Annotated in this window: 24 protein-coding genes and 3 tRNA genes; 5 read left to right on the forward strand and 22 right to left on the reverse strand. The window is 48.3% G+C overall.

Annotation, left to right across the window (positions count from 1 at the left end):
- Positions 1–89: 89 nt before the first annotated feature.
- From K9N57_16590 to K9N57_16680, 19 genes are all read right to left on the reverse strand, one after another.
- A complete protein-coding gene (locus K9N57_16590) occupies positions 90–1,124 on the reverse strand; it encodes a type IV pilus twitching motility protein PilT (GenBank protein ID MCF7805802.1) in 1,035 nt (344 codons plus the stop codon).
- A gap of 394 nt (positions 1,125–1,518) precedes the next feature.
- Positions 1,519–1,959, reverse strand: a complete 441-nt coding sequence (locus tag K9N57_16595) for a type II secretion system GspH family protein (GenBank protein ID MCF7805803.1) — start codon at positions 1,957–1,959, stop codon at positions 1,519–1,521.
- 110 nt (positions 1,960–2,069) lie between these two features.
- A complete protein-coding gene (locus tag K9N57_16600) occupies positions 2,070–2,507 on the reverse strand; it encodes a type II secretion system protein (protein ID MCF7805804.1) in 438 nt (145 codons plus the stop codon).
- Positions 2,508–2,540: 33 nt separating this feature from the next.
- Positions 2,541–3,065, reverse strand: a complete 525-nt coding sequence (locus K9N57_16605) for a prepilin-type N-terminal cleavage/methylation domain-containing protein (GenBank protein ID MCF7805805.1) — start codon at positions 3,063–3,065, stop codon at positions 2,541–2,543.
- 520 nt (positions 3,066–3,585) lie between these two features.
- Complete coding sequence (locus K9N57_16610) at positions 3,586–4,806, reverse strand: type II secretion system F family protein (protein MCF7805806.1); 1,221 nt, start codon at positions 4,804–4,806, stop codon at positions 3,586–3,588.
- 522 nt (positions 4,807–5,328) lie between these two features.
- On the reverse strand, positions 5,329–6,735 hold the full coding sequence (locus K9N57_16615; protein ID MCF7805807.1) for a sigma-54 dependent transcriptional regulator: 1,407 nt from the start codon (positions 6,733–6,735) through the stop codon (positions 5,329–5,331).
- Positions 6,736–6,737: 2 nt separating this feature from the next.
- Positions 6,738–8,408, reverse strand: a complete 1,671-nt coding sequence (tadA, locus tag K9N57_16620; protein MCF7805808.1) for a Flp pilus assembly complex ATPase component TadA — start codon at positions 8,406–8,408, stop codon at positions 6,738–6,740.
- A 22-nt stretch (positions 8,409–8,430) separates the two neighbouring features.
- On the reverse strand, positions 8,431–9,276 hold the full coding sequence (locus tag K9N57_16625) for a prepilin peptidase (GenBank protein ID MCF7805809.1): 846 nt from the start codon (positions 9,274–9,276) through the stop codon (positions 8,431–8,433).
- On the reverse strand, positions 9,269–9,661 hold the full coding sequence (locus tag K9N57_16630; GenBank protein ID MCF7805810.1) for a response regulator: 393 nt from the start codon (positions 9,659–9,661) through the stop codon (positions 9,269–9,271). The genes K9N57_16625 and K9N57_16630 overlap by 8 nt, the downstream gene beginning before the upstream one ends.
- 130 nt (positions 9,662–9,791) lie before the next feature.
- Positions 9,792–10,529, reverse strand: a complete 738-nt coding sequence (locus tag K9N57_16635; protein MCF7805811.1) for a LysM peptidoglycan-binding domain-containing protein — start codon at positions 10,527–10,529, stop codon at positions 9,792–9,794.
- The gene (locus K9N57_16640) at positions 10,513–11,658 is read right to left on the reverse strand and encodes a type IV pilus twitching motility protein PilT (protein ID MCF7805812.1); all 1,146 of its coding nucleotides are present in this window, start codon (positions 11,656–11,658) and stop codon (positions 10,513–10,515) included. The genes K9N57_16635 and K9N57_16640 overlap by 17 nt, the downstream gene beginning before the upstream one ends.
- Before the next feature lies 1 nt (position 11,659).
- Positions 11,660–13,084 (reverse strand): secretin and TonB N-terminal domain-containing protein, encoded by a 1,425-nt coding sequence (locus tag K9N57_16645; protein ID MCF7805813.1) that lies wholly within the window; start codon positions 13,082–13,084, stop codon positions 11,660–11,662.
- A gap of 17 nt (positions 13,085–13,101) precedes the next feature.
- The gene (locus K9N57_16650) at positions 13,102–13,650 is read right to left on the reverse strand and encodes a general secretion pathway protein GspB (protein ID MCF7805814.1); all 549 of its coding nucleotides are present in this window, start codon (positions 13,648–13,650) and stop codon (positions 13,102–13,104) included.
- A gap of 15 nt (positions 13,651–13,665) precedes the next feature.
- Positions 13,666–14,229 carry a type 4a pilus biogenesis protein PilO gene (locus K9N57_16655; protein ID MCF7805815.1) on the reverse strand — a complete coding sequence of 188 codons (564 nt, stop codon included), beginning with the start codon at positions 14,227–14,229 and terminating at the stop codon, positions 13,666–13,668.
- The gene (locus K9N57_16660; protein MCF7805816.1) at positions 14,226–14,582 is read right to left on the reverse strand and encodes a PilN domain-containing protein; all 357 of its coding nucleotides are present in this window, start codon (positions 14,580–14,582) and stop codon (positions 14,226–14,228) included. Before K9N57_16660 ends, K9N57_16655 begins: the two co-directional genes overlap by 4 nt.
- Before the next feature lie 39 nt (positions 14,583–14,621).
- Positions 14,622–17,153 carry a type IV pilus assembly protein PilM gene (pilM, locus tag K9N57_16665; protein MCF7805817.1) on the reverse strand — a complete coding sequence of 844 codons (2,532 nt, stop codon included), beginning with the start codon at positions 17,151–17,153 and terminating at the stop codon, positions 14,622–14,624.
- Between the two features lie 12 nt (positions 17,154–17,165).
- Positions 17,166–17,996, reverse strand: a complete 831-nt coding sequence (locus tag K9N57_16670; protein MCF7805818.1) for an AAA family ATPase — start codon at positions 17,994–17,996, stop codon at positions 17,166–17,168.
- Positions 17,983–18,216 carry a MerR family transcriptional regulator gene (locus K9N57_16675; GenBank protein MCF7805819.1) on the reverse strand — a complete coding sequence of 78 codons (234 nt, stop codon included), beginning with the start codon at positions 18,214–18,216 and terminating at the stop codon, positions 17,983–17,985. The genes K9N57_16670 and K9N57_16675 overlap by 14 nt, the downstream gene beginning before the upstream one ends.
- 241 nt (positions 18,217–18,457) lie before the next feature.
- Positions 18,458–20,437 (reverse strand): response regulator, encoded by a 1,980-nt coding sequence (locus tag K9N57_16680; GenBank protein MCF7805820.1) that lies wholly within the window; start codon positions 20,435–20,437, stop codon positions 18,458–18,460.
- 194 nt (positions 20,438–20,631) lie between these two features.
- On the opposite strand from K9N57_16680, the gene K9N57_16685 reads away from it, so the two are divergent.
- The 5 genes from K9N57_16685 to K9N57_16705 all read left to right on the forward strand — a co-directional run bounded on the left by K9N57_16685 (position 20,632) and on the right by K9N57_16705 (position 23,302).
- A complete protein-coding gene (locus K9N57_16685) occupies positions 20,632–22,143 on the forward strand; it encodes a NapC/NirT family cytochrome c (GenBank protein MCF7805821.1) in 1,512 nt (503 codons plus the stop codon).
- 442 nt (positions 22,144–22,585) lie between these two features.
- Positions 22,586–22,656, forward strand: a tRNA-Gln gene (locus K9N57_16690).
- A gap of 23 nt (positions 22,657–22,679) precedes the next feature.
- A tRNA-Glu gene (locus tag K9N57_16695) sits at positions 22,680–22,752 on the forward strand.
- Between the two features lie 8 nt (positions 22,753–22,760).
- A tRNA-Arg gene (locus tag K9N57_16700) sits at positions 22,761–22,834 on the forward strand.
- Between the two features lie 162 nt (positions 22,835–22,996).
- Positions 22,997–23,302, forward strand: a complete 306-nt coding sequence (locus K9N57_16705; protein MCF7805822.1) for a hypothetical protein — start codon at positions 22,997–22,999, stop codon at positions 23,300–23,302.
- Between the two features lie 483 nt (positions 23,303–23,785).
- Here the strand turns inward: K9N57_16705 and K9N57_16710 are convergent, their stop codons facing one another.
- The 3 genes from K9N57_16710 to K9N57_16720 are packed head-to-tail and all read right to left on the reverse strand — an operon-like array spanning position 23,786 to position 25,359.
- Positions 23,786–24,253, reverse strand: coding sequence for a PIN domain-containing protein (locus K9N57_16710; GenBank protein MCF7805823.1), 468 nt, complete (start codon positions 24,251–24,253; stop codon positions 23,786–23,788).
- A 28-nt stretch (positions 24,254–24,281) separates the two neighbouring features.
- Entirely contained in the window at positions 24,282–24,488 is a 207-nt protein-coding gene (locus K9N57_16715; protein MCF7805824.1) for a hypothetical protein, read from the reverse strand.
- Complete coding sequence (locus K9N57_16720) at positions 24,481–25,359, reverse strand: hypothetical protein (protein ID MCF7805825.1); 879 nt, start codon at positions 25,357–25,359, stop codon at positions 24,481–24,483. The genes K9N57_16715 and K9N57_16720 overlap by 8 nt, the downstream gene beginning before the upstream one ends.
- Between the last annotated feature and the right edge of the window lie 517 nt (positions 25,360–25,876).

Here is a 25,876-nt window from a genome sequence, read left to right on the forward strand (position 1 = left end):
GAGTAAGATTAAGATTATGAAACGACACTACCCCTATACCCTTATACCTTTATACCCATATACCCCTATACCCTTATACCCTTATACCCTTATACCCTTTCATCGCCGTATTGCTCATACACTTCTTTGGCAATTCTGTTATCCGTATAGAGGTTTTTTAACGCCTGATCCATGGTCTGCATGCCCAGCGATCCGTGGGTTTGCAGCGTCGAGGGAATCTGGTGGGTTTTCTTTTCCCGGATCAGGCTCCGGATGGCGGTATTTGCCACCAGTATTTCAAGCGCAGGGACCCGGCCGTTCCCGTCCTTCTGCGCCACCAGTTTTTGCGCAATAACCCCTTCCACCGCATCCGCAAACATGGTCTGGATCTGCGCCTGCTGGTTTGCGGGGAACACATCCACTATCCGGGCGACCGTTTTTGCCACCGATGCCGTGTGCAGGGTTCCGAGGACAAGGTGGCCGGTCTCCGCCGCAGTAATGGCGAGCTGAATCGTTTCAAGATCTCTGAGCTCCCCAACCAGTATCACATCCGGATCCTCCCGCAGTGAACTGCGTAGCGCATTCGCAAAGCTGTGCGTATCCCGACCAACCTCCCGCTGGCTAATCAGACTGTTCTTGCTCTCATGGATATATTCTATGGGATCTTCGATGGTAATAATGTGATACGGCCTGGTTTCATTGATATGATCCACCATTGCCGCCAGGGTTGTGGACTTGCCGCTACCCGTCGGGCCGGTGACCAGCACCATTCCCTTTTGCCGCATTGAGAGGGACCGAACGACTTCCGGCAACCCTAATTCTTCAAAACTCCTGATTTCATTTTCGATGGCCCTGAAGACCGCCGCTTTGCCGCCGTTCTGGTAGTATGCATTCACCCGAAACCGCCCGACATTCCCCAGTTCACGGGAGAAATCGATCTCCTTCTTCTCCTCGAACCGGTTCTGCTGGTCTTCAGTCATAATATCCGAGGTCAACACGTGCATCTCTTTTGCCGAGAGGACGGGCAGGTTTAACTTCTTCATCGCCCCGTTGACGCGCAACATGGGCCGGGCTTCAGCGTTGAGATGCAGATCCGACGCCCCGGATTTTTTCGTAAATTCTAAGAGTTCGGTGATGTTAACCATGACGGTAGTGTTCAAGTGTTTGGGTGTTCAAGTTTCTGTGTGAAGAAAGCCCTCGTACTCACCTTCCGGGTAGCTGGTTTTCCCGGAAGGTGGCTAGTACTTAGAAGCTACCCGCCAGGTAGCCCGAGCTACCTGGCGGGTAAAGCCCTTGCTCTCCCCTCGCGGGAAAATTTTCGATACGCTCACACAACGAACCACCCGAACAGCCTTCATTCTTCATTCGTCGCTTTTCATTATGTACCAATAACCGCTGAAGCGGTTACTACCAGCAGCTTCCTTGTTTCCCTTTTCCATTTTCCATTTTCCTTTTAAACAAAACCGAGTAAGATTAGGAGTAAGATTAAGATTATGAAACGACACTACCCCTATACCCTTATACCCCTTATACCTTCTTTCACAGCCCATCTTCTAATCGTCCTTCGTCTTCGTTGTACCAAATTTGGGTATAGTATTCTGCGTTGGTTTCAGAGGGGTAGTAAAGATATACTGCCTCCCATCCTTCTCCGGGATCTGCCGGCGCCGCACCAACCTCCTCGATTCCGGCGCCCGGACTCGTTTGAGACAGTTCGAAGTCCGAGGCGTCCATAATATTTTGTTCTTCGCCGTCTTTTGCGGTATAGGAGTTATCGACTAACTCGGTGAGGGTGGGATATTCACCGCCCTTCAGCGCGTATGCCGTCCCAAGCCCCGAAACCAGTGAACCCGTTGCCCCCTTGAACAGCGCTACCTTGGTAGAATCCTGGAGTCCGACAAATCTAGGAATAGCAACGGCTGCCATTATCCCCAGAATCAGAACCACCATTACGAGTTCAATAAGTGTAAAACCGTTCCGCACCACTATTAATAATTCTCCCAGAAAAGCGGTATTTTCAACTCCCGATATCCTTAATACCAAACGGGGCGAACTGCAATAATTCGCCCCATAGTAGTATCTTATATATGGATTTATTCCATATTTGTTGGTGCATAGACTGTACCTGAAGTGGGTTCGTATTTTAATGTAACATAATAATTAGCAGATGCTACAGTCGGGCCATCAATTAAATACATCGTCTCAGATGCATTACCACCCGCAGTGCTAAAAGTTGGAGTCGCTGGAATTGATTCAAGGGAACCAGATGGGTCACTATCTGTAATGCTAAAATCGTCACTTGTAAATATTGAATCAGCTGTCGTGAATGCTTCAACTGCAGGGTACTCCTGTGTGTTACCAAGGTGTGATACGACTGAGCTTTTCACAGCACCAATTGCACCTTTAAAGGATGAAGTCCTTGCATTCGTACTCAAATCACTAAACCTGGGTATGGCCACTGCAGCCAGGATACCAAGGATCACGATGACCATCACCAACTCGATGAGGGTAAAACCTTTTGTGTTACGCATTGTTGTACTCCTTTTTCTCTTGTTCTTATTCATTTAACCTGTCACCCGTTGAATCACACCCGTCTGGGTATTATAGATAAAACTGTTTACGCCGGTCGTAAGCGCCGTATAGGTATATTCGTAAATCGGGGCCCCGTCCACGGTGGTACCGTTCTGAGACGCCACCCAGTCCTCTTCCGCCTGCGGTTCCCCTTCGGCGCGAATTTGGGGTGCACTCGACAACACCGTTCGCCATACCGCAGCCGCCGCCTGGGCGTCTGCCCGCTGACTCCCGCCCTGGGCTGAGGCAGCATCCTGGGGATAACCGTACTGGTTTACATACGCATCTGCAATCCCGTCTTCATCGATGTGGATTTCCCCGGACATCACTTCGTCCACCCGGGCCTTCATATGGGTAATACTGATTGCGCTGGCAAAATTCCCCATGGTTGCCTCGAATACCCGGGATCTTGCAACGTCAGCAAGGTCGGTGAATCGCGGGACAGCTACCGCGGCCAGAATCCCCAGAATCACAATCACAATGGTGAGCTCAATTAAGGTAAAACCTTTTCTGTTCATATCAGCTCCTCTATCCTTCAAATTCATGTATGTAATACTTCAATTATAATGCCAATTCTAAAATGCCGGGAGATAAGGGGATATTCGTTCTGAGTACCCGAATATCTGCATTAGAATGTAACAGTTGCGTTTCCTTGTGTTTCATTTTGTTACAGATTCAACGGCAGTGTTAATGTGTTAAAGTGTTATTGTGTTATTGTGTTATAGTTGGTAGTTGTGGCTTTAACCGCGTTTTCACCTTCCGGGTAGCTATTTTTCCCGGAAGGTGGCTAGCTTGCCTAGGAGCTACCCGCCAGGAAGAGCTACCTGGCGGGTAAAACATTTGCTTTCCCCTTCCGGAAAATTTTCGATTCGTTCCCACAACACACAACCAACCACGAACCACAAACAGTTTTTTCTCCTTTTCTCCCTTTTTCCCTTTTCCTTTTCTCCCGCTTAAACCCGCTTCGCGGTCTTTAAGCGGGAGACGAAGCCCTTTATACCTTTACCTTATACCCTACCCTTTCTTCACTGTCGTTCCTCACATCGCCCCCTGAAAGGCGTCCATCAGGCCCCACATGGGGAGAAAGACACCCAGCGCCATAATAATCACCATCACCCCCATGAATATCGTAATAATCGGCTGGATAACCGCCATAATGCTGTCGGTGATCTCCTCGATTTCGGATTCATAGTGCGCGGCAACCTTGGAGAGCATTTCGTCCAGGGCCCCGGATTCCTCGCCCACCTTAATCATCTGGATCACCAGCGGCGGAAAGAGTTTGGTCTCCTTCAGCGGCAGAGCCAGACCCTTCCCTTTCTCCACGTTGTCGGCCACCTGATCGATAGATCTTCCGATGACCTTGTTGCCGACGGTATTTCCGGAAATACTCAGGGATTCCAGGATGGGTAAGCCGCTCTTGTTCAGCGTCTCCAGGATAAATGCAAACCGGGAGATTGACATAAGCCGGATGATCTTGCCGAACAGCGGCAGCTCCAGTTTGATGCCGTCCCAGGCTCTGCTGCCGGCATCCGTATTAATCCACCGGTAAAAGAGGAAGCCAAATACGGCTGCGCCGATGAGTATATAGAGCAGATAGGCCTGAAAGAACTCGCTCAGTCCGATGAGGATCTGGGTCGGCAGCGGCAGTTCGGCGTTCCCGGAGGCAAACAGGCTGGCAAATTTCGGTATCACATAGGTGACCAACACAACCATTGCCGCTATCATCCCCACAATTACGATAAGCGGATACCGCAGCGCGCTTTTTATTTTCGTTTGGGTTTCCTCGTCCCGTTCCAGCTGCTTCACCAGGTTGTCCAGCACCACATCCAGGTTTCCGGCGGCCTCACCGGCTCGCACCGTATTGACATACAAATGCGGGAAAATCTTGTCGTGTTTCTCAATGGCATCCGAATAGCTGGAACCGGCCTCCACGTCGCGATAAATTTGCTCGATGGCCTTTTTCAGCACCGGGTTGTCGGTCTGCTCCCGCAGGGCATCCAGCGCACCGAGCAAAGGCACCCCTGCTTTCAGAAGTGTGGTAAGCTGGGCCGTATAGTTGATGAGTTCCTGCCGCTTCACTCCCTGGAGTTGCTGAAGAAAATCGTCGACGGGATTGGTCTTTTGCTCCTTCACTTTAATCGGGATCGCATCCAGACTATCTTCTATGTATTCGTACGCCACCGCAACATTTTCGGCTTCGAATTCACCGGTCATCTCAGTACCGGCTTCGTCCATCGCTTTGTATTTGAATGTGGGCATTATTTAGTGTTCAAGTGTTATAGTGTTCATGTGTTCAAGTAACGGCGTGTTAGAGTGTTAGTGTTTAAAACGGTCATGTGTCGTGTGTCCCTCAATCATGTGTCCCAAAATCTGGCTTGTTGGTGGTCCCGGTTGATTATCGTTCAATTGGTGTTTTCTTCGCGTATCTATGGGACTCGATTATTTTCTGTTCGTTGTTTTCAGTGCCTTCAGTGCTTTTCAGTGGTGAGTGTATTTGTTTTAATCCGTGGTCATCCGTTGTTGTCTGATGTTTGATGGTGGTTGTTTCATTCGTGATTCTTTGCGTATCTTCGCGGCTAATTTATGCTTTTCTTCGGTGCTTTTCGGTGTTCTCTTTGTTTTAATCCGTGGTCATCCGGTGTTTCCGCGTCATCTGCGTGCTATTCTTTCAGTTTTTAGTTCCCTTTTCCTTTCTCCCTTTTTCCTATTCTCCCGCTTAAAACCGCTGAAGCGGTCACTACCAACAGCTTTTCCTTCCTCCCTTTTTCCATTTTCCTTGTTTCACTCTGCCCCGGTAACATCCAGGTTGTATTTATCTATCTTCCGGTACAACGTAACACGACTCAATCCGAGCTGTTCCGCCGCCCTCGACAAATTGCCCTCGGTCAGGTGCAGAGCGTGTTCGATTGCGGCGGCTTCCAGCTGTTCCATGGGAATAATTTCTTTCATTCTCCCGAATATTCCCCGCGATTCGCCGTTGAATTCCCTGGCCTCACCATGCAGCAGATCTTCCGCCACCGGAAGTCCGGGGAAGTGTTCCGGGCGCAATTGTTCACCCTCGACCAGCAGCGAAGCTTGTTCCATGGTGTTCTGGAGTTCCCGGATATTTCCCGGCCAGTGATATGTGCGCAGCAGACGAAACACATCGTCCTCAATATGCTCCACAGCCTGGTTATTCTTTTTGTTAAACTGATGGACAAAATAAATTGCCAGCAGTGCTACATCCATGTTGCGCTCTCTGAGCGGTGGTAATTGCACGGTAAAGACATTGAGCCGGTAGTACAAGTCTTCTCTGAATTCGCCGGATTCAATTTGTTCTTCCAGATCCTTGTTTGTCGCCGAAATGAGGCGCACGCTCGTGTTGATAACCTCGTTACCACCGACGCGCTCAAATTCGCCATATTCCAGCGCCCGCAACAACTTTGCCTGCAGTACAGGACTCATGTCCCCGATCTCATCCAGAAAGAGTGTTCCACCATCAGCGATTTCGAATTTTCCCTTTCGCTGAGATTCCGCTCCGGTAAATGCGCCTTTTTCATGGCCGAATAACTCCGACTCTAACAAATGCTCCGGGATTGCTGCACAGTTCAGCGCCACAAAACGATGGTCAGCCCGGGGACTAATCGTGTGCAGCATCCGGGCAACCAATTCCTTTCCCGTTCCACTTTCCCCACGCAGCATAATGGAAACGTCACTGCCGGCAACTTTTGCCACCCGCTGGAATACTTCATTCATCGGGCCGGAACTCCCGATTAATTGCAAGGGTCGCCCTTTCCGGGAAATATCCCGACGGTAGCGTGCAACTACTTCGGGCACATTTGCACGCGCTGAAAACGCGCGGCACCTGCTGAGCAATAACTCGTCGTCTGCATCTCCGGGCACATATCCCTGGGCGTTTTGTTCCAATGATTTTGCCACGTCGCTGACGAACGTATTCTCCCTGGGAATTATGAGCACCGGTAAGGTCAGGGTGTCTTTCCGGAGATGTTTCAGGGCTTCCATCCCGCCCATCAACGACATGTCAAAATCCAGCAGGGCGAGATTGAATTGCTCCAGTACGATAAGTTGCAGAGCATCATAGCCTGACCGCGCCACCTCCACTTTTCCCAGAGATTGCAGGGGTGTGCGAAATTTCCGTACTGTTGCCTTTGACTCTGAAATCAATAATATGGAATAGGAATCAATCATTCCTATGCACGAGTTACCCGCAACAACTCCTCCACGGATGTAATTCCATTGACGACTTTACGCAAACCGTCGTGTCGCAAGGTCGTCATACCGTTTTTAATTGCGGCTTTTTTTATGACGTCGGAGCTGGCATCCTTCAAAATCAGGTCCCGGATTTGATCCGTGAGTTCCATAATCTCAAAGATACCTATTCGCCCCAAATACCCCGAATCGCGGCATTTCTTGCACCCCACGGGCTTATGGAATTGGAACTCCCGATCTACCTTATCCAGTCCCAGGGATTTCAATTCATCCTTGGCGGGCGTATATGATTTTTTACAGTGGTCGCAGAGTTTACGCACCAGTCGCTGGGCAATAATCCCCGAGGTAGAAGACGAGACCAAAAACGGTTCAACCCCCATATCCACCAGCCGGGTCAGTGCCCCGGCGGTATCATTGGTATGCAGGGTGCTCAGCACCAGGTGACCGGTGAGCGCCGCCTGCACTGCAACGGTCGCCGTCTCACCATCCCGGATCTCTCCCACCATCACGATATCCGGATCCTGACGTAAAATAGACCGCAGCCCGCTGGCAAATGTCATCCCCGCTTTGGGATTCATATTTGCCTGACGAATGAGCGGCAGCTGGTACTCCACCGGGTCTTCAATGGTGATAATATTTTTTTCAACTTCATTCAGTTCGTTTAGCGAAGCATAGAGGGTGGTGGTTTTCCCGCTGCCGGTGGGCCCGGTCACCAGTACGATTCCGTACGGATTGGCGATAATTTGGCGAAGGGTCTTTTCCAGAGATTCGCTGAGGCCGAGATCCGAAAGTGTCACCTTCACCGACGTGGGATCAAGAATTCGGAGCACCACGTTTTCGCCAAAAACCGTCGGCAGGGTTGAAACACGAAAATCAATCGTTTTATTATCAATGCTCAGCTTGAATCGGCCATCCTGTGGCCGGCGCCGTTCTGCGATATCCATATCCGCCATAATTTTTATCCGGGAGATTATAGATCCCTGGAGATGCTTGGGTTGGGTCCAGATGTCTTCCAGGATGCCATCAATGCGGTACCGGATCCGCAGGCTGTTCTCCTCCGGGTTCAGATGGATATCGCTGGCCCCCATCTTAATAGCCCGGTTAAATATCAGGTTAACGATATTAATAATTGGCGCTTCGACTTCGCCTTCCCCTTCGGGCCCTTCGTCCTCGCTCCCCTCGTGATACTCCTTCATCTGTTCATCCATCGATTCCGAACCGCCGTATACTTCGTCCAGTGTCTCCTGGATTTCGCGTTCCGCACAGAGGACCGGTTCAATTTCTAATCCGGTCTGGCGGCTTAAGTCATCGATGGCTACCACGTTGGAGGGATCAGCAATGCCAACGGTCAGGGAATCTTCAATCTGGAAGAGTGGAATCGCCTTGTATTTCCGGGCAAGTTTTTCCGAAATCAGGTGGGCCACATCCGCAGATACGATATAATTGCTCAGCGTGAGATACGGGATATCCAATTGTTCGCTGGTAGCCTCCAGCCACTCATAGTCTGAGACATATCCCAGCTCAACCAGGGCGGTGCCGAGCGCTTCCCCGGTTTCTGCCTGCCGCTCCAGGCCCTGTTCCAGTTGCTCCTCGGTAATCAGCCCTTTATCAATCAGGATTTCGCCGAGTCGTTTTTTCTTGGTTTTTGCCATGGAGTCAGAAATTCTTAATCAGTTAGTGGATGAATGAATTCAGGTACCAGTCCAGTATGGCATGGCCCCAAAACAAACTTAATACAGCCCCGAATGCCAGCGATGGCCCAAATGGCAGTATAGTGCCTGACCGCGGTGTTTCGCTCTTCGTTGTCTGGTTTTTTGCGGATTCGGAGGTCTTTGCTTCACTCCCGGCTCTCGGCGTCAGCAGGAGGTAAAGTCCGCCAAATACTGCGCCGACACAAAATCCCAAAAAGATCCCCAGGAACGTTAATTGCCATCCCAAAAATGTCCCAAACATGGCCGCCAGTTTAATATCGCCTCCCCCCATACTGTCCTGCTGAAACAACCAGTTTCCAAACAGTGCGATCAGGTACAAACTCCCGCCGCCGGCGAGGCCGCCCAATACTGCCCGCACGATGCCGTCGAAACCCGGAAATTGAAACGCGGAGAAAATGATCCCAAGGATGATACCAGCGATAGTAATTTCGTCCGGGATAATTTGATGCTTGAAATCGGTGATTGTAGCCAACCCGAGTAAATAGAAGAGTACTACCAGGCTCACCGCATACCATGACAATCCGATATTCCACATGATCAACGCCGCAATGAGGCCGCTTGCCATCTCAACCAATGGGTATTGGGCAGAAATTCGGTGTCCGCAATTCCGGCATTTGCCGCGGACAACAAAATACCCGAGAATCGGGATGTTTTCCCATGGCCGGATACGATGTCCACAGTGGGGGCATTTTGAGGGTGGCGCAATCACGGACTCTTCCCTTGGCAGCCTGTAGATTAAAACATTAAAAAAACTCCCCAGGATGCTCCCGAGAACAAACGCCAATGCTGCAAGGATATCCCTACTCATCACCGGCAGGCTGCTCTCCGAGTAAATCTTGCATATTCCGGAGTAATTCCTTGTTGTCCAGCGGCTTGGTCATGTAAATGTCCGCACCGGTTTCCATGCCGACTTCTTTATCGTGCTTTTCCGCGCGGGCGGTCAGCATAATAATCGGAATGTCCTGAAACTGTTCGTCAAATTTCAGCAGCCGGGAGATCTTATACCCATTAATTTTCGGCAGCATAATATCCAGGATAACAAGATCCGGTTTTAACTCACGTGCCTTTTGCAAGCCGGTCATCCCGTCGTACGCAATTTCGATGGTATAGTTTTTCGATTTTAACAGGATTTCCAGAGCCCGCGCAAAATCTTTTTCGTCCTCAACAATCAGTATTGTATTTCCTTCAGCCATTTCTGCCTCCTAAGTTTGGCAATATCCCTCTTTCAGTTATCAGAGCAGCCCCCTTGGTTCTCCTGAAAGTTACCTCCGCTGGTGTCCGGTCCTCATGACATCGAACACCCAATTGAAACCGGCACAGGGATTATTCTGCTGGCGATTCCATGGGGATTTTTAATATCTGGTCAGGATAGATTAAGTCTGGATTGTCAATAATTTCCCGGTTGGCATTGTAAATTGCCTTCCACTGTTCGGGATCCTTATAGAAGCTGGAATCCGCGGCAATTTTCGCCAGAAAGTCTCCCTCTTTCACTACATACCTTTCAAAATATTGATCCCGCTCTGTCTGCAACCCCGCAATCACCGATTCCAGAGAGTCAACCAGCGCGGGGTATTTTTCCATCACGGCCCGCAGAGAATCAATCCGGTGCTGCAGGGAATCCAGCTTTGCCCAGTTCATTGCCGTTGGAGCGCTGGGCTCTTGCCTTCTCAGAGCATAGTGAAGGGGGATGTCTTCGAAAACGTACCGCTGGTTATCAAATTCGCGAATGGAAACCGTCAGTTTCCGTGACTGATATTGAGCGTCCGATGTTCCCAGCACTAACGCAACCTGCTTGTTATAAATGGTGTCCTGGCGGGAGACAGAGAACTCGAGCATAAAAAACCCGGCGCTGTCCGTGGTGGTCGAATACGCCTGGCCCCAGTTTATCAACCGAACGTTGACATTCGAGACAGGGATGTGGCTTTGGCTATATACATATCCGGCCACTGTATATTCCCTGTTATTATCCTCGTTCGCCATCTGATTTTGGGAACAGCCGAACCATCCGACCAGCAACAGTACTCCACTGAACAGTAAAATTCCGTTAGTAATTGATTTCATGCTCTTCCTCTATATTCATTTCGGACTGGGATTCCTCTTCCGTCAGTGACCGCAGCGATCCACCGCCGGCGCGCCTGAGCCATTTGTCAATCTGGGTTAAATCATTCGCATGTTCGCGTACGGTCTGCAGACTGAGCAAATCATTTTCGTAATGGTTATACAGCGCCTGATCAAACGTCTGCATCCCTTCATTGGTTGAAGTCTGCATTGTGGAATGGAGCTGGTTGGTCTTCATCTCCCGAATAAGATTTCGTACAGCCGAATTGGCCAACATAACTTCCATGACGGCCACCCGCCCTTTTCCATCTTTGGTAGGCAGGAGTTGTTGTGCGACCACTCCCTCCAGCGTACTGGCGAGCATCGAGCGGATCTGATTATGCCGGCCGGCCGGAAAGACATCCACAATTCGATCCACCACGCCAGCCGCACTTCTGGTGTGGAGGGTTCCGATGACGAGGTTCCCGGTTTCGGCAGCGGTTAATGCCAGAGATATGGTTTCCAGATCGCGCATTTCCCCTACCAGGATGACGTCCGGATCCTCACGGAGTCCGGCGCGCAGGGCCGAGGCAAAATCGTGCGTATGCGCTCCGACCTCCCGTTGGGTAACCAGGCAGTTCTTGCTGGCGTGTACATACTCAATCGGATCTTCAATGGTTAAAATATGCGCTCGTTTATTCTGGTTGATCCGGTTCACCATCGCCGCCTGCGTGGTACTTTTTCCGGAACCGGACGGGCCGGTCACCAGAATAAAGCCGTGCTGACGTTGTGTCAGCGAATACACCGCTTTGGGGGCGTTGATCTCTTCCAGGGTCATACTCTCCGGCGGGATGATCCGGAAGGCGGCACCCTCGCCGCGATTATGGTTATATATGTTGGTGCGAAACCGCCCGACGTCGGCTATCTTCCAGGCAAAGTCCAGCTGGAAATCCTGCTCATACTGGGTAATCTGGCGCTCCGTTAAAATACTGTAGATGGCGTCATGCACTTCCTCTTCCGTCAGCGGGTCGTGTTTAATCCAGCGGATCTGCCCGTTGACCCGGATAATTGGCGGTTCACCGGCGGTGATATGCAGATCCGAGCATCCCTGGGATGTTGCATATTTCAGGACCCGGAACAGGTTAAATGCCATGTTATTGCCCCCTCCCGCTTTCGGTGCTGGCCTGTGCCTGTGTGACCGGCCCGACGATGTTCGGCGTAATGAAAATGATCAGATCGGTCTTTTCAGTCTGCTTTGACTTGTACTGGAACAGCCGTCCGACCAGCGGGATATCTCCGAGGATAGGTACCTTCTTATATGTCTCAAATTTGTCTTCTTTTATCAGGCCGCCGATAGCGATGGTTTCTCCATCCTTGATCATCACCTGGGTTTGCGCAGAGCGACTGGCGACGATCGGCCGATCCTGATCCGGACCGGAATAGCCCGTAATGGCCTCCACCAGCGGCTCGACGGACATGGTGATATATCGGTTCGGATTTACCCGGGGAAGCACCCGGAGACTAATATTAATGTCGATGTCTTCAAAGGTATTTTGCACAAAGCCAAATCCGCTGACGCCTCCCCCCTGCGCTCCCTGCTGCTGGGGAACTAACACGGGCACCGTCGTCCCGACCTCAATAGTCGCCGCCTGGTTATCCAGGGTTGTAATCCGGGGATCGGAGAGTAAGCGGGAATTGCCCTTGGTAAATAACATTTCCAGGACCGCCTGGAATTCCTGCAGGTTCAGGGTAGCGACATCCAGACTCTGGTATTCACCGAAGACCGGGAATCCGGCAGATCCGGTTCCGATGCCTCCAGTGGTTCCGGTCCCTCCGACCGTGGTTCCGGTTCCGCCAGTGGTGGTCCCTGTCCGGGACTGTGGCGGCCCACCCTGCAGTCGGGCTTTGACTGTCCAGTTGATTCCCCGGGTATCTTCATGATCCAGGCGCGTCTCGATAAATTTGACCGCTATCATTACCTGGGGGACGGGGACGTCAATCTGGTCAATCACATCCTCGATCTGGGGGAAATTGTCCGGAACATCGGTGATCACCATATACTTGCTGCCACCTGTCGATGTCCTGGTGGTTGTCTGGTTGCTTCCCCCCGGTTTACTCCTGCGGAAGATTTCCATCTCGCCGTGCTCAGAGGTAACCACGTTGGACAGTGCACTGATCGCATCCGGGGCCTCAATGTAATCAAACTCATAAACCCGGGTTTCTACCTCGCCCAGCATTCGCTGGCCACGCTCTTTCACTATGATAATGTTATCCTTGATAACATAATTGTATCCGTTGGAAACAAGGATCGCCTCCAGTGCACCTTTGAGGGTAACTTCCTGGAAGTTAACGGTCACCGTCCCGGACAGTTGATCGTTGGTAATAATATTTAGCTGATTCTGTTTGGCGATGAGACGCAGCACATGCTTGAGATCCGCATCAACAAATTCCAGGGACATGAGTTGATCGCCCCGCTGCTCCAAACTATTACCCGGCTGAGCCAGGGCAGTGGCCGTTAGACACCCTATAATGCCCAGAATTATTAATTGACGCACGGAACGAAGCATAGAATCAAACATCTGTCGATTCCTTATCATTAGTTTAAATTGTTATTCTGCGGGGATGATAATGGTACAATGATATTATTTCCCCGGTAATCCATAACCACAGAATTGGTCCGAATTTCCACCAATTCCGCGCCATCGACCATGTCGCCAACCGCTAACACTTCATTGTTAATTAGCACGTAATCGTCTCCGCCACGTTTACTGATTGCCGTCAGATGAAACCGTGAAGAAAGCACCTGTGACACCGGTTGCTGCGATTGTGAATTTCCCTGGGACTGCGGGAGGGCGCGTGAAGGATGACGAAACGGATCGTCCTCCCAATTGTCGTGGGAAAAATTTTTGAACCAGTTATTTGACAGGGATGCCAGATTTGCCGGGGTCGGTGTCCCGCCTGCCGTGCCGGCAGTATTACCGGATGATCCCTGCCCGGCATTTCTCTGAGACTGTACCACGGCTCTGGTGCCAGACTGGATTGGTTGATCCTGGTTTCCGCCAAACCAGATATCATACATCAAATACCCCAGCATGATAATCAGGATTCCCATTAATACTTTTTGAGACGTGGTAAAATTTCCCATAGTCCTTTTATCGACCTATTTTAAAACGAGTAAAATTCTATTCGAAATTTTCAGGTCCGGATAGAGTGCCGAACTATAATTCAGTTTTGCCTGCTCGATGCTCAGAGTGAACGGTAAGTTGTTTACGCGCTCCAGAAACTGCCCGTATTCCAGATATTCCGCCCGGGCATCCAGGTTCATTGTCACTTTAACATACTCCGAATTTCGGTCCCTGGTGGAGAACAATTTGTTTGCCTCCAAATTGATGGAGGTAAAATTCACGCCAACCTCTTCCCCCACGGAGACGATTTTACTCACCAATTCGGAAATCTCTTCCTGCTTACGGATGCTACTGGTGAGTGTCTGCTTCATCTCCCGTAACGACGCGATCTCCCGTTTTACCGACCCAACATCGCCGATGACAGATTGTGCCTGAGAAATCTGGTTCTGCATTTCGGATATTTCCGTATCAAGTGTTGCCAACTGCGATACGCGACTCTGATGAGAAGTGAAAAACCAGACACCAGTGCCCAGCAGCACGAGAGCTAAAATAATCGCGTACTTCCTGGTCAGGTAAATTTTGCTTAAAAATTCGTTCATCGTGTTTGAAATGTCAGGTTAAAGAACATTCCGGGTTGCTCCACATCTGTAAATTTTTTCGTTTTTTCGATTTGAATATTTTGGAAATAGCCTGTGCCTTCCAGCTGCTGAACAAATTTAATAAGTTCCACATCGGTGGTCGTTACCTTGGCGTAAATATCCCCGGAGATGTCAAATTTGAGGGTTCGCGCATTATCAGCTAATGAGATTCCGAGGGATTCCAGGGAAACGCTCGGCGGCACAATGTTGCTGAGTGCTTTGAGTGGCCGTGCATCAATAGAGGCAAACTGGATCTGCTCCTGAAGCTGGGTAAGAGACTGCATCATCTGCTCCTTGCGATCCAGCGCTTCCATGAATCCCTTCCGCTCCGGATCGATTTGGGCATATTCCTGTCAGACCTGGTCCAGCTGCTCCCGACTCTGTTCCAGCCGGATGCCGGTCACCGTGGACATAATGATCATACTCAGAATCAGGATAAATGTCGCAGCGAGGGTACCCACCTTGACCAAAGCAAACTTCGGGAGATCCTTTAATCGTTTGGGCAGCATATTGAGTAAATTACTCCGGTCCGTTGCCAGCCCAAGCGGCACAGCGAATGCTGGCGCCACATCGGCGAATTGCTGCGTGTCTTCCAGATGTTCGTCGAACTCGACCTGACTCAGCGGATCCATAATTTCCAGGTCGATGTCTAACCCGCCCGTGTTCTTTAATTCTTCCTGGAGATAATATTCCAGGTTTTTAATCCGGGCCGCTTCACCTGAAACAAAGATTCTGGATATTTTCCCGTCTGAAATTTCTTTCTGATAGTAGGAATGCGAACGCTGGATCTCCTTGGCGAGGCGCTCCACAGGCAGCCGAAATCTCGAGGAAATCTGTGCATAGGAGATCCCTTCGTCTGTTTTCCCTTCGGCATCCGGCAGAGGTAACCCGTATTCGTCCTTCAGCCGATTAGCCAGATCCATACCGATGTTTATTCTGGTGTTCCCCGTGCTGATGTTCCCGGTGAGCGCCTCGGTGAAGTCGCTGTCGGAGACGCTGATCATGCGCACAAACCGGAGTTTCCCTTTGGTGATCACGCATATGAACGAGGAATTAGCCCCCAGTTCAACCAGCATCACCGTCTCCGTTCCCGTATCCGGTACAAAGTTTTTGAATGCATTCCAGGCAGCAATGGGGTGCAGGGAGATCTTATTGGGGATCAGATCGAAACTCTCCCAGAATTTTATCTGAGATTCAATGTCCTTTTCCAGCGCGGCCACGACCAGTACGTCATTTTTTTTAACGCCAGACTCCTCGATTTCGCCCACAACCTTATAGTCGATAACGGCGTCATTGACATCCATGGGAAGGGACTTCTTGCTGGACCACTGGACGGCTGTATCCAGATCGCTCTTGGAAACCTGCGGCAGACTGATATTTCTGATGCTGATTTCGCTGCTGACCACCGTCGTATGCACATAACTTTGGAAGGTCTCTTTGCCATCCAATAATCCGTGCAGGATTTCCTCCACATGGGCTTTTCTGGACCGGGGATCCTCGATCATCTCCACCGGAAATACCTCATAATGGTAATCCTCAATGGTGGCCTTTTTTCCTTTGCGGAGTTTGACGTATTTCAGGGAATACTCACTGATATCAATACCAATGCACGTCTTCTGGATCGGAAAAATCGCGGCAATTTCTCTAAGGTCCGGCAGATCCAGCCAGGATTTGACCCGCTGCGGAATTCCTGACGACAGAGCCAACCGGATTGTCTTCTCCCAGAACGACTCGTCCGCCGCCGGGGTGGACTCCCGTTGAGCGGTAGTGCCCGTATCAGACTCCGTCTCTCCAATATGGAATACCGGCGGTTCTGACTCCCGGTGTTCCGCCCCGTTAGAACCTGAGGCAGGAATATCCCAATCGTCCTCCTCCTCTTCGGCAACCCCTTCCATCTCAAATTCAAATCCGGCTTCGTCAGCGCCCGGATCTTCCGCATCTAAATCATCTTCAACAACGTCCCGGACCTCATCCTCAACTTCCAATTCGCCAGAGCTGCCCATATCATCGGCTGTTTCCTCCTCAGCCTCTTTCTCCAGGTCAAGGGACTCGTCAAACTGGATTTCGTCCATCTCAATACCAGTCTGAGAAACGACTCTGGCGCTGGCATCCTCATCCCTGGCTTCAGCACTCTCCTCTTCCCCTGCATCAACATCTGGTTGAGTGTCGTCTGTTCGCTCTTCCGATTCTTTCGATACAATTTCCGGGGAGACATCCTTCCCACCGGTCTCCTCCCTGTCTTCAGTAGGCGTTACAAATTCTTCGAAATCAAAATCCAGGGAATCGTCGGATTTGTCATCTACACTTTCCTTCAGCGCGTCCTCGTCCAATTCGAGGTCAAAATAGGAGGAAGTCTCGTTTTCCGCTTCATCGTGATCCGGGCTCCCCTCGGCTTCTTCCTCCTCCCCGGCATGTGATTCGATTTCAACTTCAAACTCTTCCGGGTGCGGTGAGCCCTCCTCCAGCGATTCCTGCTCCTCAGATGACTCCTGCGAGGGCTCTGTTTCCTCTGACTCGCCGACCTCAATTCCCTGTCCTTCAGGCTCTTCCTTTTTATCTTCAGGCTTCACCCGGACCTTATCCACCTCGGACGGCTCTTCAAAGATATAGCTCAATAAATCTTCGGAGATGTCATCTTCGTCCGGTAGATCCCCGGTCAGTGCCTCAAATTCATCCTCGTCAGATTCCTCGATTTCCTCAACGGCAACGTCAAAATCCTGATCAGCCTTTGCTTGTTCAGCCGTCTCGGTATCTGAAGTCTTCGGCTGAATCCCCCGCGCTTTGGTTATTTCAAGGCTCTCCTGATCTTTGATAGAATCTTTTTCTTCCGTTTCACGGAGCAGGTTGAGCAATCGATTTGTCGCTATTTCTTTCTTATCAGCCATAGGATGCCTATATCAGGGACTCCATTTCTCCTTTTCCAGGATGATGTCTTCTATCAGTTCGCTGTCACAGATTTCCTTTTCCTCCCGAATCATCGTTATGAGTGCCTCGTGACAAATGGAGATAATCCGGCGCGGGTACCCCCTGGTATACAGATAAATCCGATGAAGTGCATTATCGTCGAACAGTCGTTTGTCATCATCCAGGCCGGCCTTTTTCAGACGAAACCGGATGAGTGCCTTGGTGTCCTCTTCATTCAAGGCGTTAATGAAATATCCCATCGCGATCCGGTCGTAAAAATTCTGCTGCTTTTTGAGCCGTTCGAGAAATTCGTTTTGTGCAAAGATGACGAGCTGGAGCAGTTTTTCCTTATTCGTTTCATAATTCAGCAATACCCGGAGTGCCTCGATATACGTTGGAGTCAAATTCTGACCTTCATCAATAATCAGCACGGGAGATTTTTTTTCGACCACCCCCTTTTCAAACAGAAAATTCTGGATCACATTCTTGCTTTCCAGGGTTGAGCGTGGTGACTCCGGAATTTCAAACAGGTCGATCAGGGATTGCAGAAATTGGTATTCGGAATTGAACGAAGGATCCTGGATCATACGATAAATGAATTTATTATTATCGGTATCCTCCAGGGTACGGAGAAACGTCCGGCACAAAGTAGTTTTTCCCGTGCCGACATTTCCAATGATAACAGAGAGTCCCCGCTGGAGCCGCAGCGTGATCTCAAGACGATAGAGACACTCCTTGTGCTCCTGCGATCGGTAAAAAAATTCGGGATCAGGAGTAGTGGAAAACGGTTCCCGCTCTAACCCGAGTAGGTTAAAGTACTCCATTTTGTCGCTGCCTCATGATGTCTTTAATTGGCACGTTGTCCGAGCGCAATTCAACGATCTGTTCCAGTTCCTCGAGCACTTCATCGTCGAACAGCCGGTACCCGCTACGTTCGCTCCGGGCGGTCTCCTTTATCAACCCGATGCGCAGATAATAATTGAGCGTATCAATTGATAAACCCGTTTTCTTTGCCAAGTCACCAATCAGGTAAATATTTTCCATAATTCTTTACTCCAAATCGGCCTATTTTTTTACTCAATGGTTCTACATCTCGCTACATAACCATTGAGCTGATTTTAGCATCAAAAAAAACTACCTCGTCTTCCTGCTGTTCTGTCGCCGGAAAAACCGAGATAGCTTTTAAAAGAGCACCACAAGTATATTGCCATCGGCAAGTATTGTCAAATCTTTTTTACATTCGCATAGCAATTTTTGCTACAAAATGTCCCGTATCTGCGCAAATTTATTCCCGGTTTTCCATCTCGGAATTTTGCCTGACCGGAATTTTCAAATAAAAATGTGCACCGGCATCGTCCGGGCTTTCCGCCCAGATTTCTCCCCCGTGCTCTTCCACTAACTGCCGCGTAATGGCCAGTCCCAGCCCGGTACCCGGAGGCTTGTTCTCATCCCATAGTTCCTGATAAAACCGTTCAAAGACTTTATCGACGTTCTCTTTCGCAATCCCCTTCCCTTCATCCTTCACCCAGACGAGAATTTCCCCGTTGTCATTGCGGGTACCCACCGTGATGGTCCCCTCTTCCGGTGAATACTTGATTGCGTTGTCCAGGAGATTCATCATGATCTGCAAAAATGCATCCCGGTCAATCTGCGTCTCCGGGATGTCGGTATCGTATTTCTTTTGAAGGGTTATATTTTCCTGACCTATCCGGTATTTCAGCGGTTCCACGGCTTCGTCAATAATCGTGTTCATATTGTACAGGCTCGGTTTAATATACAGCCGCCCGGAATCCAACTTGGACAAATTCAGGAAGTTGTAGATTAGCCGATCCAGTCGATCCAGATGCACGTTTGAAATCTGCACAAATTCCATCTGCTGCTCATTCAATTCACCGCCAATGCCATCTTCCAGGAGGGACAGAAATTCCTTGATAATCGCAATCGGGGTTTTCAACTCATGGCTCACATTGGCTATGAGATTGGCCTTCATTTTTTCTACCTGGGATTTCTTGGTGATATCCCGGACGGAAAACACGATCCCCTCCTCCATATATCCGGAATATTTAAACCCCTTCACCTGCACATCGAGCACCTTCTTCTGATCCTCAATTTCCAGATCGACTATTTGCTGAAGGACTTCGTCGTTCTTGAAGCAGGCCTCCTTGATTTCCGTCATGTCAAATCCGAGCGTCTCCAGGAACGATTCAATGGTAAACGCCGAGGAATGCCGTTCAAAAATTTCAGCCGCCGCCGGGTTAAATACGATTTCTTTGGCAAAAACGTCGATGAGGACCACCCCGTCGGAGAGATTGTCTACCAAGAGTTGGATCCTGTGCTTCTGTTCCGTCAGCAGGTGCCAGAATTGATCGAAAATTTGGGTGACATCCCGGGAGAGCTGTTCCAGAAATGACTCCTCGACATTCCGGAACTGAGCCTCGTCCGTCCCCAACGCGATAATGATCCCCGCCTGGTCATCTTCCGAACTGAGTTCTAGTGACAGGGTCGACTTTATCTCCGGCAACGAATCATCGTGGGATGCGGTGGAGTCGCTGATGAACTTGTACTTTTTTATTTCCTGCCCAAAATCATATTTCTCTTTCAGTGTATGGGCAGCGATCCGGGCAATTGTAATTTTCTGCTGTTTGTTTAACGGTGTATCGCTATGGGTAAAAATGACCTCCTGACGCGTATCCACAAACACCGAATAATCGTACCGGACAACTCGGGCAATATGCTTCATCACCAGCAGGATGAGATCGCTGAATGAAAAATTGTAGTTCATTTTCAGCGCGATGCTTTTAATGATTTCGAGTACAGTCACCGTCTTTTTCAGCTCATCGCGCTCTTCCTTGATCTGTTGCTGGAGACGCCGGTTTTCTTCCTGAATCCGCCGCAGGTCGAACGCCTTGTCCAATATATCACTGAGGTGTTTCAGATTGAACGGCTTCAGCACAAAATCATCTACACCTAATCGCAGAGCATCAACGGCAGATTCGACGGTAGCCAGTCCGGTAATGATAATACCGATACCGTCCTCATAGGATTCCTTATAATGCTGAATGACTTCCAGGCCATCGACTCCCGGCATGCGCAGATCGCTGATAACCAGGTCAAAGGTTTGCTCCCTCATTGCCTCCAGCGCATGCTCACCATCCTTGCACGTCGTAACATCATAGTCCTGGCCAGCCAGAAATTCCGAAAGCATATCTCGGACTCCCTGGTCATCATCCACTACCATTAACTTTTTTGATTCTGTCTCTACCATACTGTTCTCAGGCCTTTGATTCTGGCGGATTAAATTATATCGATACGGACTGATTAATTTCAAATTATTCTACTGATTTAGCCTTCGAAACTCAAGATCTTTCCAATCGGCTTCCTTACTGATTTTTCCGTGTAATCAGATGGATGAGTCTTTATATTGTAGCGGATATTTTTTCGAATAAAGGAGGCTCGCTCATGGAGAATAAAAAACTTCCGGCGCTTTACTATAATTGGATAAGTTTGCTCGGTTCCGCTGTTGCGCTGGTCAGTTTTTCGATTATTGCATTTTTATACGTTTTGGATTTGACCACCGCACAATCTTCCCCGTATTTCGGTATTATCACGTATATGATTCTGCCGGTCGGCGTATTACTGGGACTGATTTTGATCCCCATCGGGATGCTGCATGAACGGCGAAATCGCCGGGATGACATTGCCCCGCTCATTCCGTATACGTTTACCGTGGATTTCACCAACAAAAAGCAGCGCAACGCCTTTGCCGGATTTCTGGTTATTACGGCGATTTTCCTCATCGGCACCGCTGTGGGAAGTTATCAGGCGTATCACTATACGGAGACAGTCGAATTTTGCGGCCAGGTATGCCATAATATTATGGAACCGGAATATGTCGCATATAAGCAATCTCCCCATGCCAGGGTTACCTGTGCAGAATGCCATGTGGGCGAAGGCGCCAGCTGGTATGTCAAATCAAAAATGTCCGGGGCGTATCAGGTGTATGCCGCAATAGCCAATGTATATCCCCGCCCGATTCCGACGCCGGTTGAAAATTTGCGTCCGGCACGGGAAACCTGTGAGCAGTGCCATTGGCCGGATAAGTTTTATGGTTCCCGTCAAAAGGAAATCCACCGTTACATGGCCGACGAAAATAATACCAGATGGACGTACAATCTACTCATCGACATCGGTGGGAAAAAATATGAAGGCAGCAAGCATTCGGGCATTCACTGGCATATCGATAATGAAGTTGAATATATCGCCAGAGATTCCGCCCGCCAGGACATTCCCTGGGTGAAGGTTACCTATGAGGACGGCAGCGAAGAAGTGTACGAATCCATGTACGAACCGCTGGCCGATTCTACCATAGAAGAGGCGGAAACCCGGGTCATGGACTGCATCGACTGTCACAATCGGCCGACGCACATTTACCGCACGCCGGTCGATCTAGTTGACAACGCTCTGTATACTGGCGAAATCAGCCCAAAATTGCCGTACATCAAGCAGCAGGCCGTTTATGCACTCCGAGCCGATTACACGGAGAAGGACTCAGCGTTGACAAAAATCGAAGAGCAGATTCGCAGCTTCTATCGGGAGAATTATCCAAATGTCCAGGACTCGCTTCGAGCCGAACTGAATCAGGCGATCTCTACGGTTCAGGAGAAATACCGGAATAACTTCTTTCCGTATATGAAGGTACGCTGGGATACTCACCCGAACAACGTAGGTCACAGCAAATATTTAGGGTGCTATCGGTGTCATAATGGATATATGGCGAACGAGAGTGGAAACAATATCACCCATGAATGCACGGCCTGTCACGTAATCCTGGAACAGGGGACGCCGGGCGACATGGAATTTGCCGAAAACGATCAGCAGGGATTGGAATTTGAGCATCCCATGGATATCGGCGGCGCCTGGCAGAGCATGGCCTGTACCGATTGTCACGATGGTGGTGGCGCGGTGTTTTAGGTATAAGGTATAAGGGGCTTCGTCTCCCGCTTAAAGACCGCGAAGCGGGTTTAAGCGGGAGAAAAGGAGAAGGGAAAAAGGAAAAAGAAAAGCCGTTGGTAGTAACCGCTTCAGCGGTTATTGGTTCATAATGAAAAGGGAAGAATGAAGACTGTTAGTTGTTCGTGGTTGGTGGTTCGCTGTGGGCGCGTATCGAAAGTTTTCCGGGAGGTTAAGGACGAAGGGGGTATTCGTTTGACAACTACCTACCAACAACCAACAAAGAAGCAACCGCCACTACCATTGATAACACTAACACATTATTACGCTGTTACTTTACCACTTGCTCCGAAGAGATCCCTTTGGGAAACACCCGAAGACTCCGAACTTGAACACTGTAGTTCCTTGACATTCGCCGGGGCTTGAAATAAATTAGCCTCGCTATTTGAGAAGTGAGGCATATTGCGGGATCGTCTAATGGCAAGACACACGGCTCTGGACCGTGCAATCGGGGTTCGAATCCCTGTCCCGCAACTGCAACAAAAGATTTTTGACATGGCGCATTCGTCTAGGGGTTTAGGACGCCGGCCTCTCACGCCGGTAACAGGGGTTCGAATCCCCTATGCGCTACTTTTGCTGCGCCCGTAGCTCAACTGGATAGAGCGTCTGGCTACGGACCAGGAGGCTGAGGGTTCGAATCCTTCCGGGCGTACTGAGTAATTTTCGACCCCTTGCTATCAGCGCGATAGCAGGGGGTTTTTAATTTTTGGTACAGCTATAGGTACAACAATTCCGGGATTTCCCCCCTATTTTCACCCATTCCCTTCATAGACAAACAGGTCATACGAACAACCTAATTGAAGGGAGATTCACCATGCGTAAAATAATTCAAGGTAAACTGTACGATACCGAGACTGCCGAAATCTTAAACACCTGGACGAATAGAAAGCCAGAGGCGGATTCTGATTTCCGGAGAAAAACCCTGTACCGGACTCACAAAGGCAATCTGTTCTTACATCTCGAAACCGGTTCATCGTCTAACCTGGAATTCGATGAAAAGGACACCGTTGAAGATGATATTGAACCTATTGACGAATTAACTGCGGTCGAATTTCTGGAAGTACATGATGGGACAGAAGTAATAATACAGCAGTTTCCGGATTTCTTTGATGAAGCTTAGAACTATTTGATTGGTCTCTGTTGGATTACTCTTGATCTGTTGTGCACAATTAATAGCTGACTTCTAATCTCATTTGCTTATTTTTCACTCATGATTGATTCTTAGTCAATTGGCTTGTGTTTCGATTCCTCCCTGACGCACATTAAGAAACCCACTAAACATAAGGCTTTGCGGGTTTTTTCATTTTTAATCCATTACTCCCACCTGAAAAATAAGTTACCATTCAGTTACCATTAGGCGAATTTTATTGGGCACCATTTGCGGAGAAAATTTTAGTCATCCCCCTCCCCACTTCAGTGTGAGATGTTTAAGATTATCTACTAATCTGCACCTAAACTCTTAGAGGGTTTGTCTATACAATGGCATTCCAGCAGGGCTCGAATATACTACCAATAGATTATGAGTTCCTCTGAAATACTGGTATGACAGGGCAGATTTCAATTTGTCAGTTGATTTGTCAATTTATTGATGACCGTAATCTGACTATTCAAAGAATGATAGCATACTATAGTTCTTAATTGGAGTACCAGATTTATCTGATGTTATCAATTTTAATAGTCCAGCCTGGGCAAAGTCATTATCATCAGTAAATACATAAATCAGGCTATTTGAGAACATAAATTCCATGCTAGTACAATCAACAATTCCCCATGCTTTGTCTTTATATCGCCAAAAAGTTTGAAGGCCTTTTAACTCATATTGTTTATTGATACGATATACTTTTAATATGTCTTTATCGATAAACCTTGAAAATCTTTCACAGTATTCAAATCCAAATTGTTTTAACGCAGATAGAGCTTCGTATTGAACCCAATTAGTAGTTACCAAATTTACATCATAATCATCTAATAACTCTGCCAATATTGTCTTTGAAATTTCCTTCAGATAATCATTTGGTTTAAATAATCCTAATATAGCTGCAGTATCTACAAAAATTGAATTTAATTTCACACCTAATCAATTACCGTGACAGTTAATATTATGTTGGTATTAATTCTTTCACATCATCCCAGCTACCGGATGAAGAGCTCTTTGCATTGTCAGTACCGTTCTCGTCTATATTTAAAACAGATTCATCAATAACCCATTCAGATTCACTAAACAGTTCCATGGATTGTTCATCTAATCTATAGGTGAAATTTAACTCTACAGTAGATCCGCTGGTACTTTCCCTGAAATTACTCATTTGATTGTCCCCCCGTATTCGTTTTATATATCTTTGGTGATTTGATATCATACTCAGATTTATTATGACTGATCCAACTAAAACCAGATTTTCGTGTGATAGTGGCAATATCTACCGGTCCCCCACAAAGTTCAGCCCCGACCACAAACCTAAACCTAGCTATTGTCAAGTCAATTAAGAATCGAGCATAATCTATAGCATCACCCAACGGCATAGCGTGAAAAAGCACCTTGTATTGTATGTCTTGTTGTATGCGATTTTCAAATTTGTCAATTGTATCTGAATCAATTTCCAATTCATTTAAAATATCGGTGATTTCATCTGCTCTACCATGATGGAATCGAATTATAGCATCTGTCATTCCATACCAATTGGCTCCAAAATTTGGTTGTCCTTCAACATCTTCCCGAACCCTTCTCGGTTTTTGCATTGGTATTGCCATTAAATATTCTTCTGGAAAAAAATTATCTCCGGAGTAACCAGCAAGTATTAAACCGGTTTGTGGTCTGGCTTGTTTCGGGATCTCACTAAAAAATTCATCAGATTTCTTATTTAAGAAGTCCCATAACGTTTTTGCTAAATCGCCAACCTCTAAACTACTTGCTTTAAGTTGTTTAATTTCTTCTTGGTTTTCAAACTCTTCTATAAGGCTAGCAATCGTTCTAGCTTTAAATGAACCTGCACCCCAAGTCATTACTCCTACTGGTAATTTATCAATCTGAAATATTTTAGTGGCATTATAAAAAACTTTAACTATACCTTGTGGTCCCTGTTGTCCTCCAGATGATGCAGGGGCCCCAGCAACTGTTGTGGCACTATCACTAGCAAAAACTAATCCCTCACCCACCTTTACAGCGACACAAACAGACATAAATCCTCCTTTAATATAAACAATCCATACTTTTAATTGGATTAGAATATAGTATAATAATCTTTTATGAGTATTACCACAGACATCCGCAATTGGTTAGTAACAAATTAAACATCCATATGTTTCTGTATTACTACCAGTTTCCGCTTTAAATTCTCATGTGTATACCCTTCCGTTAATTTGATACTGGAATCCCTCAGGGCCGCTTTCACGCACATGTGATCTGCTGTATGATTGGAGGCAAAAGTATACTGAAACTAATGCGGAAAGCATTTCCCCGGTAGTCCGGCTTTATTCAGGTAGTGTGCCATCAGATTGCCCGGTTCCCAGCCTGGCTTTTTTTATATCCATGGTATTGACCCAATTTAATTCCTACCCAAATAAAATCTGTTCAAATTTCGGAACCTGCACCTATCGACTTTTTTTACACCTGGAAGTATCTAAGTATAACTGTAATCATCGACAATAGGATTTGTTTCATTTGATGTTAGATCTGCGGCAGAAAATCCCGCTGTTC

Source organism: Candidatus Neomarinimicrobiota bacterium (assembly GCA_021734025.1).
In the GTDB taxonomy this organism is placed as follows: domain Bacteria; phylum Fidelibacterota; class JAANXI01; order JAANXI01; family JAANXI01; genus JAANXI01.

Excerpts from the sequence above, each read along its gene's own strand:
- K9N57_16590 (MCF7805802.1), bottom strand. The coding sequence starts at position 1,124 with ATGGTTAACATCACCGAACTCTTAGAATTTACGAAAAAATCCGGGGCG.
- K9N57_16600 (MCF7805804.1), bottom strand. The coding sequence starts at position 2,507 with ATGCGTAACACAAAAGGTTTTACCCTCATCGAGTTGGTGATGGTCATC.
- K9N57_16605 (MCF7805805.1), bottom strand. The coding sequence starts at position 3,065 with ATGAACAGAAAAGGTTTTACCTTAATTGAGCTCACCATTGTGATTGTG.
- K9N57_16610 (MCF7805806.1), bottom strand. The coding sequence starts at position 4,806 with ATGCCCACATTCAAATACAAAGCGATGGACGAAGCCGGTACTGAGATG.
- K9N57_16615 (MCF7805807.1), bottom strand. The coding sequence starts at position 6,735 with ATGATTGATTCCTATTCCATATTATTGATTTCAGAGTCAAAGGCAACA.
- tadA (MCF7805808.1), bottom strand. The coding sequence starts at position 8,408 with ATGGCAAAAACCAAGAAAAAACGACTCGGCGAAATCCTGATTGATAAA.
- K9N57_16625 (MCF7805809.1), bottom strand. The coding sequence starts at position 9,276 with ATGAGTAGGGATATCCTTGCAGCATTGGCGTTTGTTCTCGGGAGCATC.
- K9N57_16630 (MCF7805810.1), bottom strand. The coding sequence starts at position 9,661 with ATGGCTGAAGGAAATACAATACTGATTGTTGAGGACGAAAAAGATTTT.
- K9N57_16635 (MCF7805811.1), bottom strand. The coding sequence starts at position 10,529 with ATGAAATCAATTACTAACGGAATTTTACTGTTCAGTGGAGTACTGTTG.
- K9N57_16640 (MCF7805812.1), bottom strand. The coding sequence starts at position 11,658 with ATGGCATTTAACCTGTTCCGGGTCCTGAAATATGCAACATCCCAGGGA.
- K9N57_16645 (MCF7805813.1), bottom strand. The coding sequence starts at position 13,084 with ATGTTTGATTCTATGCTTCGTTCCGTGCGTCAATTAATAATTCTGGGC.
- K9N57_16650 (MCF7805814.1), bottom strand. The coding sequence starts at position 13,650 with ATGGGAAATTTTACCACGTCTCAAAAAGTATTAATGGGAATCCTGATT.
- K9N57_16655 (MCF7805815.1), bottom strand. The coding sequence starts at position 14,229 with ATGAACGAATTTTTAAGCAAAATTTACCTGACCAGGAAGTACGCGATT.
- K9N57_16660 (MCF7805816.1), bottom strand. The coding sequence starts at position 14,582 with ATGGAAGCGCTGGATCGCAAGGAGCAGATGATGCAGTCTCTTACCCAG.
- pilM (MCF7805817.1), bottom strand. The coding sequence starts at position 17,153 with ATGGCTGATAAGAAAGAAATAGCGACAAATCGATTGCTCAACCTGCTC.
- K9N57_16670 (MCF7805818.1), bottom strand. The coding sequence starts at position 17,996 with ATGGAGTACTTTAACCTACTCGGGTTAGAGCGGGAACCGTTTTCCACT.
- K9N57_16675 (MCF7805819.1), bottom strand. The coding sequence starts at position 18,216 with ATGGAAAATATTTACCTGATTGGTGACTTGGCAAAGAAAACGGGTTTA.
- K9N57_16680 (MCF7805820.1), bottom strand. The coding sequence starts at position 20,437 with ATGGTAGAGACAGAATCAAAAAAGTTAATGGTAGTGGATGATGACCAG.
- K9N57_16685 (MCF7805821.1), top strand. The coding sequence starts at position 20,632 with ATGGAGAATAAAAAACTTCCGGCGCTTTACTATAATTGGATAAGTTTG.
- K9N57_16705 (MCF7805822.1), top strand. The coding sequence starts at position 22,997 with ATGCGTAAAATAATTCAAGGTAAACTGTACGATACCGAGACTGCCGAA.
- K9N57_16715 (MCF7805824.1), bottom strand. The coding sequence starts at position 24,488 with ATGAGTAATTTCAGGGAAAGTACCAGCGGATCTACTGTAGAGTTAAAT.
- K9N57_16720 (MCF7805825.1), bottom strand. The coding sequence starts at position 25,359 with ATGTCTGTTTGTGTCGCTGTAAAGGTGGGTGAGGGATTAGTTTTTGCT.